This is a genomic window from Acinetobacter cumulans (genome assembly GCF_003024525.3).
Taxonomy (GTDB): Bacteria; Pseudomonadota; Gammaproteobacteria; order Pseudomonadales; family Moraxellaceae; genus Acinetobacter; species Acinetobacter cumulans.
This window is the reverse complement of sequence record NZ_CP035934.2, coordinates 2760970-2779329: the sequence shown is the minus strand read 5'-3', so window position 1 is coordinate 2779329 and position 18360 is coordinate 2760970. Positions and strand designations below refer to the sequence as shown.

Sequence of the window (18360 nt, the reverse complement as noted above, 5' to 3'; positions counted from 1 at the left end):
TGGGTGGATAAATCGTTTAATTAATAAGCATTTTAAGCTCAATAGTTTAGTAATTAGACGAAAAATGTATAAAAAGGACTCAATAGAGTCCTTTTTATATGCTTGAAGTCTTTAAGAATATGGGCTTTTATTAATCTTTTGTTTAAAAAATAGCTGTTTAAAAAATAACTTTATTGTTTTAATGCGTCTGAATTTTACGAAATTGAAATGGTTAAATTAAATTTAAAAAGCTGTGTATAACTCATAAAGAACAGATTTTGCTTTATGTGCATTATTCGGGATAGAATGATGTAAATTGAAATAAAACTTTGTATAGACATAAGCTTTATTCGTCATTGGGGATGAGCAAGGTGCTTCATTTTTTGTATCGACATCGTGTATTTGTCATGTTGATGGCTTTTGTCATCAGCTGGAGCAGTGCCGTGTCTGCAATGCAAATCCCAATGCAATATTTTATGTCGATGCAAAAACTGAGTGTTAATACCAGTACGCTTCATGCAGAAAAAACACAGGCGCATGTTGACGCTGAAACAACTTCAGTCAACGTCGATCATAGCTCTTCGCATTCTGTACATGAGGTGCAATTGGCTACGAAGCATTTGCCTGAGCATGGCGCATCGACCATGTTAATGTCGGACTGCCATCAGCAATCGAAACCGTCCTCTCATTCTGATACCACTAAAGCAATGCCATTGGCGCATTGTGATTTATCGAATACCACGCTTAAACATAAAGATGGCTGCCAAGTTTGTGCGCAGTGGCATTGCCAAATGATGTTGGTTGCAGTGGAATTAACGCCGAATGAATGGGTAGAACCACGCTCAGTGGAATTTAAATCTGCGCTCGTTAGTCCTTATGCTGCACAGCATTTACAGGGCTATTGGCAAGAAATTTTACGTCCTCCCAAAGCTTAATCTGAATTTAAAACGCATTCTCGCAATTTAAACAAAGGTTAAGTTATGTCTACAGTATTTAAATACCTTGTGCTTGGGTCTTGCCTCAGCATCTCCGCAGGGGCGTTCGCTGCGGTCAAAGAATATCAACTCAATATTGATGAACAGTTGATTAATGTGACAGGTAAGCCTGTCAAACGCATTACGGTCAATGGCCAGTTTCCTGCACCTCAACTCGAATTTGAAGAGGGTGATGAGGCGGTCATTCGGGTAAAAAATCATTTAAAAACACAGGATTCTTCAATTCATTGGCATGGGCTTTTACTGCCTGGACTGATGGATGGTGTTCCTGGGTTTAATGGCTTTGCTGGAATTCGTCCCAATCAAGAATTTGTCTACAAATTTAAAGTCCGCCAAAGTGGTACCTATTGGTATCACGCCCATTCTAAGGGGCAAGAGCAAGATGGCTTGTATGGGTCTTTGGTGATTTATCCAAAAGGCAAAAAGCCTTTGGCTAGTCATGAACAAGCAGAGCGCGATTATGTGGTCATGTTGTCTGATTTTCATGAAAAAACCAGCGCAGAATTACAAAAAAACCTAAAAATTTCAGCGGAATATTATCAAAATCAGCGTGAAACACTGCCCGATGTTTGGAAGCAAGTTAAACGAGATGGTCTAAAAGCAACATGGTCTGATCGCAAAATGTGGAATCAGATGCGTATGCTCAAAACAGATTTGTCTGATGTTACGGGCTATACCTTTTTGGTAAATGGAAAGACAGCTGAGCAAAACTGGACGGGCGTGTTTAAGCCGAATGAGAAAGTTCGGTTACGCTTTATTAATGCTTCAGCCATGTCATTTTTTGATGTACGTATACCCAATTTAAGCATGACCGTGGTGAGTGCTGATGGTCAAGCTGTGAAACCAGTAAATGTAGACGAATTCCGTATTGGGGCGGCAGAAACTTATGATGTGATTGTGCAGCCTAAGGCGGCACATTATCAAATAGAAGCAGAGTCGATTGACCGTTCAGGCTTTGCAGTAGGAACATTGCATAATGAGTTGAGCCCTCTGATGCAGGGCATACAACGACCGCGAGCGCGCCCACGTGCCTTACTCAGTATGGCCGACATGGGACATGGGTCTTCTACAGATCATAACACGATGGATCATTCCAAAATGAACCATGATGCGATGCCTGAAATGGATCATTCCAAAATGAACCATGAAGCGATGTCTGAAATGGACCATTCAAAAATGAACCATGATGCGATGTCTGCAATGGATCATTCCAAAATGAACCATGAAGCGATGTCTGCAATGGATCATTCCAAAATGAACCACGAAGCAATGTCTGAAATGGACCATTCCAAAATGAACTATGAAGCGATGTCTGAAATGGATCATTCCAAAATGAACCATGAAGCGATGTCTGAAATGGATCATTCATACATGAAGCATGCTTCGTCTGAAACAGCGTCAAGCACAGCACCTGTATATGGATGGGCAAATGCCTCTACACCAAAAGGGGACAAGGCACTACAGTACAGTGACCTCAAAGCATTAAATCCGCAGACGGATACCCGTGAAGCAAGCAGTGAATTGGTGATCCATCTTGGAGGCATGATGGAGCGCTATATTTGGACTATTAACGGTAAAAAGTTTAGTGATGCTGAACCTTTAAAAGTGAAATATGGCGAGCGTATTCGCATTAAATTTGTCAATGACAGCATGATGGCGCATCCAATGCATTTACATGGCATGTTTATGCAATTGGAAAATGGCCAATCTGCCTCAGATATGCCGAATAAGCATACGATTATTGTGCCACCTGCTCAAACAGTCACAGCATTGCTGACTGCGGATGAGTTGGGAGAGTGGGCGATTCACTGCCATCTGCTATATCACATGAGTGCAGGGATGATGAGTAAATTGATCGTTGCGAATGTCAGTGATGCAGACGTATCGACTTCACCACACGCCACTCAAACCACAACAACACCAGCTCAAGGAGATGCACATGCACACCATTAATTCGCGTTTCTTACACTTTGCTGGCGTATTACTCATGGCTTTGAGCAGTGGTGTTGCAATGGCTCAGACACAAACACAGTCCAAAAAAGAACCATCTGAAGTGGCTTCAATGTCCATGGATCATAGTCACATGATGCATCAGGACATGGCTATGCATTCAATGTCACAGGCAGACATGATGCACCCACAGATGTCACATGCACAGCACGATGTTGCTGAACATCAATCTCAGCCTAGCGAAGCTCAATTGGTACAGAAAGATCAACAACCACAATCTAAAAGTAGTTCAAAGCATCTAACAGAGGGAGAAAAAACGCATGCGCACCATTAATGATATTTCTTTCTCTGTGCTTGCACAGTCAGTACTTGCGACTACTTTAGTCCTGACCAGTGGGTTTAGTCAGGCGAAGTCGTCTGCTCAAGTAACAATGCCAATGATGTCGGATCATCCGCATTCGCATCACGAGATGATGGATATGGAGTCTCCATCTGCATCTGAACCAAACACAGCTACGAGCGCTGACATGGCAATGCCAGAACATTCTCAACAGCCTGCTCAAATGTCACATCAGCACGCTATGTTAGATTCATTGCAACATAGCGCTGAACAAGTGCCACACGAAGGCCACGATCACCGTAAAGAACATGGTGCTCAAGTCTATGCAGTAACAACCATTGATAGCCAATGGCGCATGAATAATGATGATCAGGGGATATGGAAAACAGAGCTAGAAAGCCGAATTGGGACCGATGAAAATAAGGTGTTTTTTAAACTTCATGCGGATCGACCTGAATCGGAAGAGCTAAGTTTAGAGGCAAAGCTGTTGTATAGCCGCATGATCTCAGATTTTTGGGATGCCCAAGTCGGTGTGCAGTACCGCGCTGAAAAGGTGCAACTGAATGCACAGTATGCGGACACGGAAGAACAACTAGATGCGGTTATGGGTCTACATGGGCTGGCGCCGTATTTCTTTGAAACCAATGCTTATTTATACATGGGCGCAGACCAATATGTCGCATTGAGTTTGGAAACTGAGCGTGATTTGCTTTTAAGCCAAAAGCTCATTTTAAAGCCCTATTTAGATTTAAGCATTGTCTTGAGTGATGAATCTAAATATGCGCAAAAAACGGGCTTAAGTCGTGCAACAGCAGGCTTAGAAGCACGTTATGAAATTAGTAAAAAGGTGATGCCTTATGTCGACATTGCTTATGAATATAGTAAAGGCCATACTGAAAACTTATGGCAATCGAAAGAGCCAACCGATCAAGCATGGTCGTATGGAGCAGGTATTCGCTTTAAATTTTAAGAATTTGACCGACGACTACTCGACTTAAATCTGCATAGGCCTTTGAAGAGATCAATTCAAAGGCCTACTTTTTTTAGGTTTATTTTAGGTCATAAAATGTAAATAATGCCCTAAAATGATTCAATAAAAGTTATGATTGCACTATTAGAAGGAGGAACGACCTCCCTCATTTTTGCCCCAATGTGAAAATGAGAAAAATCGTCAGGACGACCTGACTCTATAGAAGGAGCAGGCATCGTGGCTGGGATAGTTCTCGTTTTTGCAGGTGTTTTTGAAATTATTTGGGCATATACAATGAAAATGTCCGAAGGTTTTACAAAACTGAGTCCCAGCATTATTACCTTAGTTTTCATGGTTTTAAGTTTTGGCTTATTAGCCTATGCCATGCGAACTTTGCCTTTGGGAACCGCCTATACCATTTGGACTGGCATTGGTGCCATTGGCTCATTTGCCGTAGGTATTTTTGTACTAGGTGAGCCAGCAACGGCTATGCGTATGTTAGCCGCTATACTGATTATTTCTGGCTTAGTGCTGATGAAGATTTCATCCTCTTAATGTGTATTCTAAGTGTCATCTCAAATTGAGTTGGCACTTTTTTGTGTCGATTTTTTAGTTTTAATTGTTCAACAGGGCAAGGGTAGTATGGCTTGGGTTTTATTAATTGTAGCGGGTATGTTGGAAGTGGTTTGGGCTTATTGTATGAAAGTGTCCGATGGATTTACTAAGCTAACACCCAGCATATTGACCATCATTTTTATGATAGCGAGCTTTGCGCTGTTGTCTTATGCCATGAAGTCTTTGCCCTTAGGTACGGCTTATACCGTCTGGACAGGTATTGGTGCGGTGGGCTCATTTGCTGTGGGCATTCTGTTTTTAGGTGAGCCAGCCTCAGCCATGCGAATGTTGGCCGCGGTACTGATTATTTCAGGTTTGGTATTAATGAAGCTTTCGTCAGCTTAAAGCAAACAACTCACTATACGATCTTAAATTTGAATAAATAGCGTACAGATTTTTTTATTTTTTTAAAAATTAATTTATAAAATAATGCTTTAGATGGGTATGATGTCTTTAAATAAATCATACTCAATTCATCTAAATGAATATTACACAAATGCTGATGCCCCTATTCGCCCAGATGTGGTGGATGATTCTACTTATTTTTATTGCAGCTGCATTCAAAGTATTTAAGCCTATTTTAAAAGGGAAATTCGGTGAGTTTGCAGTCAGTGCGCATGTCAAACTGTATTTGGACAAAGAGCAATATACTTTATTAAATGATTGTACCTTGCCAGATGCACAAAATCAGACCACACAAATAGATCATATTTTATTAAGTCCTTATGGCATTTTTGTGGTGGAAACTAAAAACTACAAAGGCTGGATTTTTGGTAGCGAACGTCAAAAAATGTGGACACAAAAGATTTATAAAAGTAGCTACAAATTTCAAAATCCATTGCATCAGAATTATAAGCATCAAAAAGTTTTAGAACAGATTTTGGCTGATATTTTAGAGCCTCATTTGATTCATTCTATTGTGGTTTTTATGCCGGATTGTGAGTTTAAAACCAGCATGCCTGACAATGTATTTCGCGGTGCAACTTGGATAGATTATGTAAAAACCTTTAAAGAACCCTGTATATCAGCCATGAAACTTAAACGTATTCAGCGACGCTTAGAACAGGAAATTTTAGAAAAATCTTGGAAAACACAACGTCAACATGTCAAAAATTTACAACAGGCCAAAGCGGATATGGATAGAGAGAGTTCGCTCAAGTGAATGTTTATTGGGGGAATTACAGCGTATAACACGTTTTGTGATCTGAGGTTCTTTTGTTATGATACGAGGCAATAACAACACACAGAAAAATACAACAAATGACCACATCTAATTTAGCAAATTTATTTTTACAAGCATCAGAAGACCCTGAATTAACGCCACAATTTTTACAGCAATTATTAATGGCAGATATTTATGCGCTTGGTACTGAGCAAACTAATGGACGCATTCAATTTCGCATGTTGGAAACAGAGCATGGGGAACAAGCGATCCCTTTCTTTTTAGACGCAGACACCATTTATACGGATTTAGGGGATGAACCTTTTATTCATTTGCCGACACGAAAATTATTTGAAATGACACAGGGAGCAATTTTAGTTCTGAATCCGACTTCAGACGTGTCGAAAGAGTTTTCACCTCAGGAAATCGATTTTTTACTACAAACAATGCATGTGGCGCTGTAAAAGATGGGTAGCTCAACGCCAATAAAGCCCTTCATTTGAAGGGCTTTTGATTATTGGTGCTGTTGTAGCTTTTGCACAATATCGATAAGTGGTTTAACTTTTTTAACGTCATCCCAAAGCACTTTGGCTTCAGGATAATGTTTGGACATCATGCCAAGCCATTGTTTATAGCGTCCCACCATATTGATTTCTTTCTTATAGGGGCCACTCAAAAAACGGATTTGGAGCTGAATCAGTTCTTCCCATGTAATGAGTGCTTCGTCAGTGTTTTTACGGATACATTGGGTAATATCTGGTGTCGTCACGGCTGCGCGTCCAATCATCAAATCTTCACAGCCAGACTCTCGCTGACACTGTTTAGCGTCTGCATTGGTCCAAATTTCGCCATTGGCAATCACATTAATTTTTAAGCTTTCACGAATAGGTTGCAGTAAATCCCAAAATGCAGGCGGGGTATAGCCATCTGCTTTGGTACGTGCATGAACAGTGACCCATGAAGCACCTGCATCTTCAATAGCATGCGCATTTTCTAAGGTAAAGTTACGGTCGAGATAACCAAGACGCATTTTGGCAGAAACAGGAATATGGGCTGGTACAGCATCACGAACGGCTTTGACCAGTTCATGCACGACTTCTGGTTCATCCAGTAATACAGAGCCACCACGGTGTCGATTCACTGTTTTAGCAGGGCAACCAAAGTTCATGTCGATCGCTGGCGCACCAAGCTCAACTGCTCGGACAGCATTGGCTGCGAGCATGTCGGGATTGTTACCTAAAAATTGTACATGCACGGGTGTGCCAGCAGCCGTTTTACCTTCGGTTAAGAGTTCAGGGCAATAGCTGTGATAGACATGGTCAGGCAATACGGAATCCGTCACACGAATGAACTCAGTTACACACCAGTCAAAGCTTCCGACGGATGTGAGTACATCACGCATAATGGGATCTGTTAAGCCTTCCATGGGCGCAAGAACAAGTTTCAATGTGACCTGCCTATGTGTTGAAAATCGAAGGCTGTTATACGGTTTTTTAGGTCTGATGTCCAGCGGTGATAATTTTTAAAATTATAAGATACAGCTTTTTGCTTTGAGCTAAATTTTTTATCCGAAATTTTGAGTGAGGTTGTGAATTTGAAGATAAAAAAGCCAGCTCAACAATGCTGTTGAGCTGGCTGGATGTTAGTTTTATAGGTACCTAGACCACTGCACTTTTGAGCTTGATGCTTTTAAGCCATTACCTGTATTTGGCGTACCTGATCCATCACCATTTTTAGATGGGACAGTAATCTTTGTACCGCCTAATATATGGTTTGCAATAAGACCACCATCTACACCTTGGGTTCCAATATTTCCAGTAATAGCATTGGTATTATTTGTAATACCACAGGCTGCAGAAGTAGTTACACCTTTACGGCTAAGAACATCACCATAAATACGGGTACATGCGCCAATATGAATTTGATCATTTGCCATTAGTGCTACGCGGCCTAGGTCCAATTTATCAATTGACTTACCGTCGATAGTGACCTTTTTATTGGTCTGATCAGGGTTTTTGTCCATATTTAGCAAAAACTCACTGTCATTTTTACATAGATTAACCGGCACTAAATAGCGTTCAGACAATGTTGATGGTGTTGTCGCCGTAATGGAAAGATCTGTATTATTGACTGTTTTTAAACGGCGATTACAAATCAAGCCAACTTTTTCTGCACCTTCACGTATCACCTCATAAGGAGCATAGATACGCGGAGAGAAGGCGATAGACCAGATTTCACCTTCTGCTAAGAAACTGTTGGTATATGCATTACTTAAGCTGTCAGCTTGCCAGTTGGCCGCGCCAGCGAACTCTAGAGTACCTTCAAAATACATGATCCCAGGTGCGAGTGTGGCATTATCCAGTGAAGATGGGTTCATAATCGAACGTACACGCCATCTATTTAAAATTACACCATAGCCATAATCATCATCAAATCCGAGGGTTTTACCAATACTAATACGAGGTAGGTAACCAATGATTTCACTTGTACATTTTCCATTTGTTACATCAAGACAAATTGCCCCAGTATAAGTTTTTCCATCAAATGTATAATCACCAATTGAAAAGCCTTCTAAATTAATAGATTTCTTAGTTCCATCAGCATTTAAAACATATTGACTATTATTTTCATAAATATATGTTTGTGTATTAGTTTTGTTTTTTAACTGGTTAAGGTAAACACGATCGAATTTTCCATTTTTGGTGAATATATAGTTTGCATCTTGCTTATAAGCAGTCACATCAACTTTAGTTTCAAATGCTGTGCTGTCACTAATACCTTGTCGTATACCCTGTTCATTAATGGTCACCGTTGGAGCTGTCATTGCATTAAAATCTGCAGAGAGTTGGGACTGTCTCTTATAAGTAGAGTCGGATGTAGCAAACAAAGAGACATCGATATCTGTACCAACAACGTAAATATCTTTTGCACTTGCTCCAATACCAATCACTTGAACTTTTCCTGCAGATTTAATATTACCAGCTGTGCTACCAGTATGTACTTCAACATTGCCTTTTGCAGTAATGTCATCAGTTTTACCGCCAAGCCAGAGTTCTACAGCGCCTAATGTTGCTATATTTTTAGCACGAGCATTAACACCAGTTACTGTAACTTTACCACCGGCTTTAATATTACCTGCTGTAGTATCAGTATGTACTTCAACTTCACCTTTGGCAAAAATATCTTGAGATCGACTACCAGTCCATAATGAAACATCTTTGTTGGATTCAATTTTTCCAGCTGTAGCTCCTGTATTTAGGCTCACCCATCCATTAGCTTTAATATCTTTTACTGTCGATGCACTGACTGTGACATTACCCATGGTTTCAATATTATCTGCTTTAGACCAGCCACTAAGCTCTACATTGCCGATTGATTGAATATTTTTAGCTGTTGCACTTGTATATAGTGTTACAGTGCCAAGCGCTTTGATATCGCCAAAATTATCGCCTGTTAATAATGTTACTTTACCTTTAGATGTCACATTAATAATGGCATCACCGCAGTTTTGAGCGCCACAGTCAATGTAAACATCTCCAGTTGCATTGATATTTAATTCAGAGATATTTTTAGTTTTAAATAATAGATTAAGTGCAAGATTTCCTTCAACATTAAGTGTCACTTTTGCATTTGGTGATTCAGACTCTATTAATGTTGCACCTGTAAATACGGTGTTGCCACCGAAGTTAATAGCACTATTTTCGCTGGTGACAGAAACAGTACCATTGGTTAGTGTTAAGTTATAGATTACTTCAATGGTCGTTGCTGCTTGAGAACTCAGATTATTGGAGCTGATATTTGCTGTGACTATACATGTAGCGCCTTCAGTGGTACAGCCTGAAACATGAATATTCTTGGCGATAATTTCTTTTTTATTTGTATCAGATCTTAAGGTAATACTTCGCCCATTTAATGCTGGAATGTTGGTTGCGTTGATTTTGCCCTGATTTAATAAATATTCTTTAAATGCACTTACACCAGCCCAGCCCATCAATTGCGCATTGGTTTGTGCGTGAGCAGATACGCCTGCTTCGCGATTGGTTACTAGTGTTTTAGCAACAGATGCTGTAATCAGCATAACTGTGATGCCGATGAGCAATACAAGAAGTACGGTTGCCATGCCTTGCTGTTTTTTAAAAGTATGCATTGCTCATCCCTCACTTTCTAAGTTGAAGTTATATTGTTTAAACAGATTACATTTTGAATATTTTGGCCAACTCCAGTCATATACTGACGAGTTGCAGTAAGTGTAATTTGCTTAAGTCCAGAACCAGACGCTTTTTCAATACCAAATGGGGAGCATCCGCTGCCCGATGTAATTGCATATTGATATATTGGTGTAGCTGTACTATTTTTTATGGCGATAATAGGTTGGTCTTTTTCCCAAGTTCCAGCTGTAATAGCTTCTGTCGTGCCACATGCTGTTTTTTTCAAAAGGACAAGGCGGTGGATTTTTTGTCCATCTTCTGTTGTAACTACCTCGCCAATTCCTTTACATTCATAGGAAAGGGGTGTCGCATTAAGTTCTTTTACTGAACGCCAGAAAATTGCTGGATTACCTGAATATGTACCTGAAGCAATATCTGATTGTTGACCAGAGCCGAAGCCAGCATTCTGGACATATTTTTGAATAGTTAACATACCAGATTGTAACTGTGCATCGTATTCAGCATCTTGTGTTGAACTTACACTCACTTGAGTCAGTTGTTTAAATAGCATGAGCATGGTGACCATACACAGCATGGCAATTACTATTCCAACAAGTAGTTCGATAATCGTAAAACCATTTCTAAGCATGATTTATCTCCCTACCATATAGCAGTTATCACTTGCCGTTCCATTTGCACATGTTTGAGCTTCAGCAAGAGTTGTGCTTACAGCAAGTACAGGCCACTGTGTCTCTGTTGTACCCATATTTATTTTTTCAATTGCACATGCTGTATAGTAGGTTTTGCTGGCTAAAACAAAACTGTCTTTGTTTACAGCATTGCAAACGCTACCTGTGTCTGTATTGTTTAGTGCATTTTGCAATTTAGATTGCATCATATTAATAATAATAAAATTAGTATTTAGGTCTTTTTGAGTAGTGAGCATTTTGCTGATTGCAGCGCCACTACCAAGAATGACGATAGAAAAAAGCATAAGACCAACTAAGGCTTCGAGTAAGGTAAAGCCTTGCTCTTTATAAGATATAGATGTCAGCTGTTTCATCATTTTTTCCTACCTTAAATGCTGTTGCTAGGTCACTTGAGCACCCACTACCTGAAACAAGTATGAGTACACCAGCCGAATTAAAAGACATACACTGAAAGTTATATGTACCCTGTTTAATAAAAATATCTTTAGAAAGTGGAAATGTACGTAAAAGGGTATTACTGCTTGCTGATGGGCTGGAAGGAACATCACATACATCAGTCGAGTTGAACGCGGTACGTATAATATTTAATGTATTGGTTGTGCTATCTAAGCAAACACTGACGGATGAATTACTCATTAATTGATTATTGCTATTGCGTAGTGCAGAGGCTTTTGCTTGCGTCACAGCAGTTTTAAAGGTTGTGAGTGCACTATTGACTTGGCTACGGTCAACCCAAGTACGCGTAAGTGAAGAACCAAGCATTAACAAAATGGAAAAAAGTCCAATTGTGATCATCAGCTCAATGAGCGTGAAACCTGTTTGTGCAGTCGGATGTTGTATTTTCATATCATTTCATCCATTCAGTGACTGAGCCGCAACCAGAGATTGTTTTTACACTCTGGTTATTTAGAGTGAGAGTACAGCCAGAAACTTTCGTTTCATTGCCCGTTGCAGTGAGTGTGTATGTTGAACCATCTGTAGATACATATTTATATTCAAATGCATTTGAAGATGGTGCCCAACTTTTAAATACTGTGTTTGCTACTAAAGCACTGCTGGTTGTTAGTGAAGCCGTAGGATAATTAAGTGTACGTTGATAATTATTCTCTGCAGAAAGTGATAATGCGATGAGATTTGATTGCGCTTCTTTAATTTTTGAACGAGTGATGTAGTTTTGATAGCTTGGAATAGCAATGGATGCCAATATTGCAATAATTACCACCGCAATAATTAATTCTATTAAAGTAAATCCGTTCTTATTCATATTTACCTCATCACGGTAATTAATTTTTACTTGTCTATATTGAGAATGTTTTTAGTTTAATCATGAAACACTATTTGCACAATAGTGAGAAATACATCTCAAAAATGCAACGATAAAGTAAAGTAATTTAAAGTTATGTAAGTATTTGTAACTATGTTTTTGTATTTTAGTGTAATATTCAAGTTTATTTTGTTGTATTTGTATTGGTTTAAATTTTATTTGTATTTGAAATATAACAATAAATATTGTTTTTAAAATCCATAGAATGTGAATATTGTCGTTAAATATTTAGATTTATAGATTTTTTCTGTGTATTTGTGTGTGCGGGTATAAATATTTTACTTTTAATTTTAAATAGATTTTATTTTTAAATTTAATTAAACAATATAATTTACTTTTTGGTTGATTATGCCAATCAATTTGAGATTAATTTTTTCACTGAGAAATAGGCTTCGGGATTAATTTATTGTGTAAGTCTCGGTTTGTGGGTTTTTGTTGATTTATTTATCATTTTACAGGGTGTGATTATAATTTATAAACGATAAAAAAAAGAGCATATTTGCATATACTCTTTTTTAAATAGATTAAATATAGACTCAGATCAGCAATTAAAATACTGGAAAATTATCTTTTACAGTTTGTAACGCATTAACGGCCTAAAATCATTTCTAAAACGATTTTAGATCCAATGAAGCCGATAGCAAGTAGAAAAAAGCCGATGATTGTAAAGCGAATGGCTTTTTGTCCACGCCAGCCAAATTGATAATGGCCAATTAAAAGTGAACCATAGACAAACCATGAAACGATACTAAAGGCAGTTTTATGGGCAAGATGCTGGCCAAAGAAATTATCAATCGTAAAAAAGCCAAAACCAAGAGCGAGGGTTAGCAATATAAAGCCAGCAATAAGCATGTCAAAAAGCAGAGATTCCATGGCTTGAAATGACGGTAATAGACTGACCCATACACGGCGTTTTTGTTTGTTTTTGAGTTCGCGGTCTTGAAACCAAAGCAATACGGCATGAATAGTTGCCATTAATAAAATTGCATAGGCTGAAAGTGACAAAATGATATGAATGTCTAAGCCTAGGGAGTTTTGATTAATGAGCAGATCATGTTTACTAAAGGCAAAACCGAAAATAAGTCCTGTTGCTGCTACAGGTATTCCAATGAGGCTGAGCGCAAGAACTGGGCGGTAGGTACTAAATAAAAGACTCAGTAGTAACATTAACCCAGAGGTAAAAGACAAAATGTTGAAAACATTATAGTTAATACCAGCCGGGGTCAGCATGTCATTGAATAGAACACCTGCATGTAAAAGAAGACCTAAACCTAAAATAAGGCCAATAAACCAATGGTTTGGGCTACGTTTAGACATTAAGTGTATGAACAAATACCAAAAAGAGGTGGTATAGGCGATTAATGCTAAGATCGTATAAACCAAGGGGAGACTGATCATGTCAAACCTTTTTCAGGATGATTAATATTCATTTATATAAATTCTGCAAGAACTAAAGTATCCTATAGCATTCTATGCATAAATTTTCTATTTTAAGAAACAATTTTTTGCTCATGGCTATTTTAAGCGGAATTTGCAATGTTTGATACCTTAACAGAACGACTCACGCAGAGTTTAAGAAATGTTACTGGCTCTGGGCAGCTAACCGAAGACAATATTAAAGATACGTTACGTGAAGTGCGTATGGCACTTCTTGAAGCCGATGTGGCGTTACCTGTAACTCGTGAGTTTATCGCGAAAGTTAAGGAAGAAGCATTGGGCCAAGAAGTGATGACTCAGTTATCGCCAGGCCAAGCTTTCGTCAAAATCGTACATGACGAATTAACAAAAATGATGGGCGAGGCGAATGAAAGCCTTGACCTTGCAGCTAAGCCTCCAGTTGTTGTCCTGCTTGCAGGTTTACAAGGTGCGGGTAAAACTACAACGGCTGCAAAATTAGCGCGCTTTTTACAAGAACGCCAAAAGAAAAAAGTTGCGATGGTGTCTGCCGACGTTTACCGTCCAGCTGCGATTAAACAGCTTCAGACTGTTGCAGGCGAAGTTGGCGCGATTTTCTTCGAATCGAGCGCAGACGAAAAACCGATTACTATTGCCAACCGTGCCATTGAACAAGCGAAAATTCAATTTGCGGATGTATTAATTGTCGATACAGCAGGTCGTCTTCATGTAGATAACGAAATGATGGACGAAATTAAAGAGCTTCATGCGGCCATTAAGCCAACTGAAACTTTATTCGTTGTCGATGCAATGACGGGTCAAGATGCTGCCAACACGGCCAAAGCTTTTAATGATGCTTTGCCTTTAACAGGTGTGATCTTAACCAAAACTGACGGTGATGCGCGCGGTGGTGCAGCACTTTCAGTTCGTGCAATTACGGGTAAGCCAATTAAATTCTTGGGCATGGGTGAAAAACTTGATGCCTTAGAGCCATTCCATCCTGAACGTATCGCACAGCGTATTTTGGGCATGGGTGACGTACTTTCTTTGGTCGAAGAAGTTGAACGTAAAATCGACAAAGAAAAAGCCGAAAAAATGGCGAAAAAATTGCAAAAGGGCGGTAGCTTCAACTTTGAAGATATGCTGATGCAGTTTGAGCAAATGAATAAAATGGGCGGCATGATGGGCTTCTTGGATAAATTACCAGGCATGAGTAATGCTGGTATTCAAGATGCAATTGCGCAAGCAAACCCAGAAAAGCAAGTGAAAAAAATGGAATCGATTATTCAATCGATGACGATTAAAGAGCGCCGTAATCCTGACTTGATGAATCCAAGCCGTAAAAAGCGTATTGCAGCAGGTTGTGGTATGGATGTTGTTGAAGTGAATAAGCTTATTAAACAACATGCACAGATGGCGAAAATGATGAAGAAATTTGCTAATCCATCGGGTATGGCAAAAATGTTGAAATCATTGAGCGGTATGCAAAAACAATTTGGTGGCGGCGGTATGGGTCCACTCTTTGGTAATAAAGATCCAAAATAAATTTGGAATTTTAAAAAGGCGCTTTATGCGCCTTTTTTTTATGATTTTTTTAATGCTATTGATCTGAAAAATAATTGTGCTAAATGGCGTGTTTACACTTGTCAAAGTGATTGGAATCACGCCACAATGGTGTTTAAGAAATAAACAAAAGTCTGAAATATTCAGGATGATCATTCATTCAACATAAGAATTAAAAGCGATGATTAAAACAACCAAAAAAAATATTTATATTGTGCATGGCTACCAAGCCTCACCCAATGATCATTGGTTTCCTTGGTTGAGTAAGCGCTTGAATGACGCAGGTCATATCTCAAAACGTGTTGTGTTGGCAGAATCTGAACAGCCCAATTTTGAGTATTGGCAAAAATTTTTGTCCTTACAGATGTCGCGGCTAGATGAAAATACGATTATTGTGGCACATAGCCTTGGGTGCTTAACGACGTTACATTATTTAAGTACTTATTTTGAAGTGCATAAATCCAAGATTAAAGCCGGTATTTTTGTGGCAGGTTTTATGTCACCTTTAAAGGCTATTCCTGAACTAAACGATTTTATTCAAAAAGCCAAACTGAATCGGTTGGTGCTGGTTAAAGGCATGCCTTTATCGGTATGTTTACTTTCAAGTAATGATCCTTATGTGCCACCGCCTTTAACCTTACAACTGTCGAATTTAATTCAAGCTCAGAATATTGAAGTCAAAAATGCAGGACACTTTATGGCACAAGATGGCTATATCAAGTTCGAGCAATTGTGGGAAACACTGCAACCCTTATTAGCTTAAGGTTTTCCATGTTTTGCTTTGTATTTTCTTTATGGCTCTGAACATAAAAGGCGAACAGAAAACTATTTTCTGTTCGCCTTTTATTTTGATCAGTGAGTTGTTTTACGGTGTGCTGTGTTGCAAATAGTGTTGCAGGCCTTTCAGGAGCAAATCATTTTCAATACGTGGGGCATAGGGGCTTAGATATTTGGCAAATAATGCTGCATCGCCACCCGTTAAAATGAGCTGGCTTGGATATTTTTCTAAGACTTTTTCAATGGTGCTGAGTAGGCTAAGTAAAATGCCATGATGAACAGCATCAATGGTGTTTTTACCTGGGGAAAGTTCATCAAAAGAGGCATCTGGAATCTTAATCCCTTTGGTATTTTGAATCAGTGAATCACGTTGTAAATACAGATTCGGTAAAATGTAGCCACCTAAGTGTTGATAACCCTGAGATAAATCAATGGTGAGCGCAGTACCACAACTAATAACACAATACTGTTGTTCTGGGTTGTCAATCACGGCCAGCATTTGCAACCAGCGGTCGATGCCTAATTTGCTGGTGTCTTCATAAGCACAGCGTAAGCCCTGAAATTCCGCATGTACCTTGGCAAAGGTTACGGGCACATTTAAAAACTTCAGAATTTTTTGAATACGGTCATTATTTTTTTTGTCCTGTACCGAGGAAATACCGACTTGTTGCAAGTTTAAGTTTTTAAAATGTTGAATCAAGCCCAGTAAGAGCTCTGCTGGTGATTGCAGGTGGAGCTCTGCTGCATGCTCTATAATTTGATCATTCTGCGTGATCCAGTATTTTAGGCGTGTGTTACCAATGTCGAGCCATAAACTTTTCATATTTGACATCTCTTAGGCTTTAGACTTTAAGCGCAAACGGCCTTGGAAAAAGTGCTGTACTTCGCCTTGCTGTTGGATTTCGATGGCACCATCATTTCGAATACCCAAAAAAGTACCAGTAGTTAGGCCTTGTAGGTGTTCAAATTCAACCATTTGATTTTTGAAAGCCGCATAATGATTAAAGCGGGCTGCCAAATTGGTACAACCATGACTGAACCATTCACCAGCTTGCTGAATTGCCAGATATAATTCTGCTGTGAGTTGGATGCGGTTAAATTCGCTTAGGCCTAATTCGGTGAGTGAACTGGTGGCTTGATCAATGCCTTGTTTGGGTAGAGGTAGAACATTCAGGCCAACACCGACCACAGCTTGATGTGCATTGAGAGGTTCAACCAAAATGCCGCCCCATTTACCTTGCGTGCTATATAGGTCATTGGGCCATTTTATCTGTAAATTCAGATGCTCGAGGCTCGGCATTTGTAGGATATTTAAGGCAATTTCCAAAGCCAAACGTCCATCAATAGGTGTTTGCGTATTGAGCAATGTGCTTAAATAGATATTTCCTTCAGGTGAAACCCATTGGTTTTGACGTTGGCCTCGACCTTGGGTTTGCCGAATACTGGTCACCAAGACTTGCTGAATGCCTTTGAGGGCAATTTCGCGTACATCATCATTGGTTGATGTTGTCACGGGTTTGAGTAATAAGACTTCTGGCAGTTGATTGGCTTCAGTCAATATGTGTTGCAGTTGTCGCGTCTCTAAATCCATTTGAATCTGAGAAATGTGGAATAGTGTTCATGGAGTTAATCATATATTTGCTGATTGGTGCAATCGCTGGTTTTGCTGCAGGGCTTTTTGGTGTGGGTGGCGGTTTAATTATTGTGCCTATTTTGTACATAGTTTTTAGTCAAATGAACTACGATCCAGCCGTTTTAATGCACATGGCTGTCGGTACATCTTTAGCCACAATCATTGTCACCTCTATGAGCTCGGTGTCTGCACATCATAAAAAGGGTGCCGTGTTATGGAAGGTATTTGCCAATTTGGCTCCAGGTTTGGTGTTGGGCTCATTTTTGGGGGCGGGTATTGCGCATTATTTATCGGGTCAAGGCCTGCAATTGTTCATTGGTGGCTTCGCGCTTTGGGTAGCTTTTAAAATGTTTCGTGGTGCACATGCCAAAATTGACCCAGCGCAACATTTACCGTCTACGCCTATGCAAATGCTTGCAGGTGGCGGGATTGGTATTGCTTCTGCAATCTTTGGTATTGGTGGTGGTAGCTTAACGGTGCCGTATTTGAACCGTTGTGGCGTGGTGATGCAAAAAGCTGTAGCGACGTCTGCCGCTTGTGGCTTGCCGATTGCAATTGCAGGTGCGCTCGGGTTTATGTGGTTTGGTCAGCAAGCCCAAGTAGATTTACCACATACCATTGGCTATGTGCATATTTATGCCTTTATTGGCATTAGTGTGATGAGTTTTATGACCGCAAAGCTCGGGGCAAAAGTCGCACATCGCTTGTCTCCAGCCATGTTAAAAAAATGTTTTGCAAGCCTGCTCAGTACAGTAGGCATTTATTTTATTTGCCAGGGAATTTTACATTTTTAAGCTGA

At 39.5% G+C, this 18360-nt stretch carries 20 protein-coding genes; 11 read left to right on the top strand and 9 right to left on the bottom strand.

Annotation, left to right across the window (positions count from 1 at the left end):
• Positions 1 to 350 precede the first annotated feature (350 nt).
• From C9E88_RS13110 to C9E88_RS13075, 8 genes are all read left to right on the top strand, one after another.
• Positions 351 to 914, top strand: coding sequence for a hypothetical protein (locus C9E88_RS13110; protein ID WP_137287914.1), 564 nt, complete (start codon positions 351 to 353; stop codon positions 912 to 914).
• A 45-nt stretch (positions 915 to 959) separates the two neighbouring features.
• Positions 960 to 2927, top strand: coding sequence for a multicopper oxidase domain-containing protein (locus C9E88_RS13105; protein WP_106985996.1), 1968 nt, complete (start codon positions 960 to 962; stop codon positions 2925 to 2927).
• Entirely contained in the window at positions 2914 to 3258 is a 345-nt protein-coding gene (locus tag C9E88_RS13100) for a hypothetical protein (RefSeq protein ID WP_106985995.1), read from the top strand. Before C9E88_RS13105 ends, C9E88_RS13100 begins: the two co-directional genes overlap by 14 nt.
• The gene (locus tag C9E88_RS13095) at positions 3245 to 4234 is read left to right on the top strand and encodes a copper resistance protein B (protein WP_106985994.1); all 990 of its coding nucleotides are present in this window, start codon (positions 3245 to 3247) and stop codon (positions 4232 to 4234) included. Before C9E88_RS13100 ends, C9E88_RS13095 begins: the two co-directional genes overlap by 14 nt.
• Positions 4235 to 4528: 294 nt before the next feature.
• Complete coding sequence (locus tag C9E88_RS13090) at positions 4529 to 4789, top strand: DMT family transporter (protein WP_425267158.1); 261 nt, start codon at positions 4529 to 4531, stop codon at positions 4787 to 4789.
• An 87-nt stretch (positions 4790 to 4876) separates the two neighbouring features.
• On the top strand, positions 4877 to 5194 hold the full coding sequence (gene sugE, locus C9E88_RS13085) for a quaternary ammonium compound efflux SMR transporter SugE (protein WP_106986024.1): 318 nt from the start codon (positions 4877 to 4879) through the stop codon (positions 5192 to 5194).
• Positions 5195 to 5378: 184 nt separating this feature from the next.
• The gene (locus tag C9E88_RS13080) at positions 5379 to 6011 is read left to right on the top strand and encodes a nuclease-related domain-containing protein (RefSeq protein WP_425267145.1); all 633 of its coding nucleotides are present in this window, start codon (positions 5379 to 5381) and stop codon (positions 6009 to 6011) included.
• Positions 6012 to 6109: 98 nt separating this feature from the next.
• Positions 6110 to 6475 (top strand): SseB family protein, encoded by a 366-nt coding sequence (locus C9E88_RS13075; protein ID WP_106985991.1) that lies wholly within the window; start codon positions 6110 to 6112, stop codon positions 6473 to 6475.
• A 50-nt stretch (positions 6476 to 6525) separates the two neighbouring features.
• Here the strand turns inward: C9E88_RS13075 and C9E88_RS13070 are convergent, their stop codons facing one another.
• The 7 genes from C9E88_RS13070 to C9E88_RS13040 form a co-directional block, all read right to left on the bottom strand.
• Entirely contained in the window at positions 6526 to 7458 is a 933-nt protein-coding gene (locus tag C9E88_RS13070; RefSeq protein ID WP_178962583.1) for a tRNA dihydrouridine synthase, read from the bottom strand.
• Positions 7459 to 7659: 201 nt separating this feature from the next.
• The gene (locus C9E88_RS13065; RefSeq protein ID WP_106985989.1) at positions 7660 to 10158 is read right to left on the bottom strand and encodes a hypothetical protein; all 2499 of its coding nucleotides are present in this window, start codon (positions 10156 to 10158) and stop codon (positions 7660 to 7662) included.
• A 17-nt stretch (positions 10159 to 10175) separates the two neighbouring features.
• Positions 10176 to 10808 carry a PilW family protein gene (locus tag C9E88_RS13060; protein WP_120364823.1) on the bottom strand — a complete coding sequence of 211 codons (633 nt, stop codon included), beginning with the start codon at positions 10806 to 10808 and terminating at the stop codon, positions 10176 to 10178.
• A 3-nt stretch (positions 10809 to 10811) separates the two neighbouring features.
• A complete protein-coding gene (locus C9E88_RS13055; RefSeq protein WP_162368845.1) occupies positions 10812 to 11222 on the bottom strand; it encodes a PulJ/GspJ family protein in 411 nt (136 codons plus the stop codon).
• On the bottom strand, positions 11194 to 11715 hold the full coding sequence (locus C9E88_RS13050; protein ID WP_106985986.1) for a pilus assembly FimT family protein: 522 nt from the start codon (positions 11713 to 11715) through the stop codon (positions 11194 to 11196). Before C9E88_RS13050 ends, C9E88_RS13055 begins: the two co-directional genes overlap by 29 nt.
• A 1-nt stretch (position 11716) precedes the next feature.
• Positions 11717 to 12133 carry a type IV pilin protein gene (locus tag C9E88_RS13045; RefSeq protein WP_106985985.1) on the bottom strand — a complete coding sequence of 139 codons (417 nt, stop codon included), beginning with the start codon at positions 12131 to 12133 and terminating at the stop codon, positions 11717 to 11719.
• 648 nt (positions 12134 to 12781) lie between these two features.
• Entirely contained in the window at positions 12782 to 13591 is an 810-nt protein-coding gene (locus tag C9E88_RS13040; protein WP_106985984.1) for a cytochrome C assembly family protein, read from the bottom strand.
• A gap of 138 nt (positions 13592 to 13729) precedes the next feature.
• Here C9E88_RS13040 and ffh point away from each other — a divergent pair, with 138 nt between their 5' ends.
• The gene (gene ffh / locus C9E88_RS13035) at positions 13730 to 15133 is read left to right on the top strand and encodes a signal recognition particle protein (RefSeq protein ID WP_106985983.1); all 1404 of its coding nucleotides are present in this window, start codon (positions 13730 to 13732) and stop codon (positions 15131 to 15133) included.
• A 199-nt stretch (positions 15134 to 15332) separates the two neighbouring features.
• Positions 15333 to 15914, top strand: a complete 582-nt coding sequence (locus C9E88_RS13030; protein WP_218646836.1) for an RBBP9/YdeN family alpha/beta hydrolase — start codon at positions 15333 to 15335, stop codon at positions 15912 to 15914.
• A gap of 102 nt (positions 15915 to 16016) precedes the next feature.
• On the opposite strand, the gene C9E88_RS13025 is transcribed toward C9E88_RS13030, so the two are convergent.
• Complete coding sequence (locus C9E88_RS13025) at positions 16017 to 16751, bottom strand: type III pantothenate kinase (protein ID WP_106986022.1); 735 nt, start codon at positions 16749 to 16751, stop codon at positions 16017 to 16019.
• 12 nt (positions 16752 to 16763) lie between these two features.
• Positions 16764 to 17519, bottom strand: a complete 756-nt coding sequence (locus C9E88_RS13020) for a biotin--[acetyl-CoA-carboxylase] ligase (protein WP_106985982.1) — start codon at positions 17517 to 17519, stop codon at positions 16764 to 16766.
• Positions 17520 to 17548: 29 nt separating this feature from the next.
• On the opposite strand from C9E88_RS13020, the gene C9E88_RS13015 reads away from it, so the two are divergent.
• Positions 17549 to 18355, top strand: a complete 807-nt coding sequence (locus C9E88_RS13015; RefSeq protein WP_106985981.1) for a sulfite exporter TauE/SafE family protein — start codon at positions 17549 to 17551, stop codon at positions 18353 to 18355.
• Positions 18356 to 18360: the final 5 nt, after the last annotated feature.

Excerpts from the sequence above, each read along its gene's own strand:
- C9E88_RS13105 (WP_106985996.1), top strand. The coding sequence starts at position 960 with ATGTCTACAGTATTTAAATACCTTGTGCTTGGGTCTTGCCTCAGCATC.
- C9E88_RS13100 (WP_106985995.1), top strand. The coding sequence starts at position 2,914 with ATGCACACCATTAATTCGCGTTTCTTACACTTTGCTGGCGTATTACTC.
- C9E88_RS13020 (WP_106985982.1), bottom strand. The coding sequence starts at position 17,519 with ATGGATTTAGAGACGCGACAACTGCAACACATATTGACTGAAGCCAAT.
- C9E88_RS13055 (WP_162368845.1), bottom strand. The coding sequence starts at position 11,222 with ATGAAACAGCTGACATCTATATCTTATAAAGAGCAAGGCTTTACCTTA.
- C9E88_RS13060 (WP_120364823.1), bottom strand. The coding sequence starts at position 10,808 with ATGCTTAGAAATGGTTTTACGATTATCGAACTACTTGTTGGAATAGTA.
- sugE (WP_106986024.1), top strand. The coding sequence starts at position 4,877 with ATGGCTTGGGTTTTATTAATTGTAGCGGGTATGTTGGAAGTGGTTTGG.
- C9E88_RS13090 (WP_425267158.1), top strand. The coding sequence starts at position 4,529 with ATGAAAATGTCCGAAGGTTTTACAAAACTGAGTCCCAGCATTATTACC.
- C9E88_RS13040 (WP_106985984.1), bottom strand. The coding sequence starts at position 13,591 with ATGATCAGTCTCCCCTTGGTTTATACGATCTTAGCATTAATCGCCTAT.
- C9E88_RS13095 (WP_106985994.1), top strand. The coding sequence starts at position 3,245 with ATGCGCACCATTAATGATATTTCTTTCTCTGTGCTTGCACAGTCAGTA.
- C9E88_RS13080 (WP_425267145.1), top strand. The coding sequence starts at position 5,379 with ATGATTCTACTTATTTTTATTGCAGCTGCATTCAAAGTATTTAAGCCT.
- C9E88_RS13025 (WP_106986022.1), bottom strand. The coding sequence starts at position 16,751 with ATGAAAAGTTTATGGCTCGACATTGGTAACACACGCCTAAAATACTGG.
- ffh (WP_106985983.1), top strand. The coding sequence starts at position 13,730 with ATGTTTGATACCTTAACAGAACGACTCACGCAGAGTTTAAGAAATGTT.
- C9E88_RS13015 (WP_106985981.1), top strand. The coding sequence starts at position 17,549 with ATGGAGTTAATCATATATTTGCTGATTGGTGCAATCGCTGGTTTTGCT.
- C9E88_RS13075 (WP_106985991.1), top strand. The coding sequence starts at position 6,110 with ATGACCACATCTAATTTAGCAAATTTATTTTTACAAGCATCAGAAGAC.
- C9E88_RS13045 (WP_106985985.1), bottom strand. The coding sequence starts at position 12,133 with ATGAATAAGAACGGATTTACTTTAATAGAATTAATTATTGCGGTGGTA.
- C9E88_RS13065 (WP_106985989.1), bottom strand. The coding sequence starts at position 10,158 with ATGCATACTTTTAAAAAACAGCAAGGCATGGCAACCGTACTTCTTGTA.
- C9E88_RS13030 (WP_218646836.1), top strand. The coding sequence starts at position 15,333 with ATGATTAAAACAACCAAAAAAAATATTTATATTGTGCATGGCTACCAA.
- C9E88_RS13050 (WP_106985986.1), bottom strand. The coding sequence starts at position 11,715 with ATGAAAATACAACATCCGACTGCACAAACAGGTTTCACGCTCATTGAG.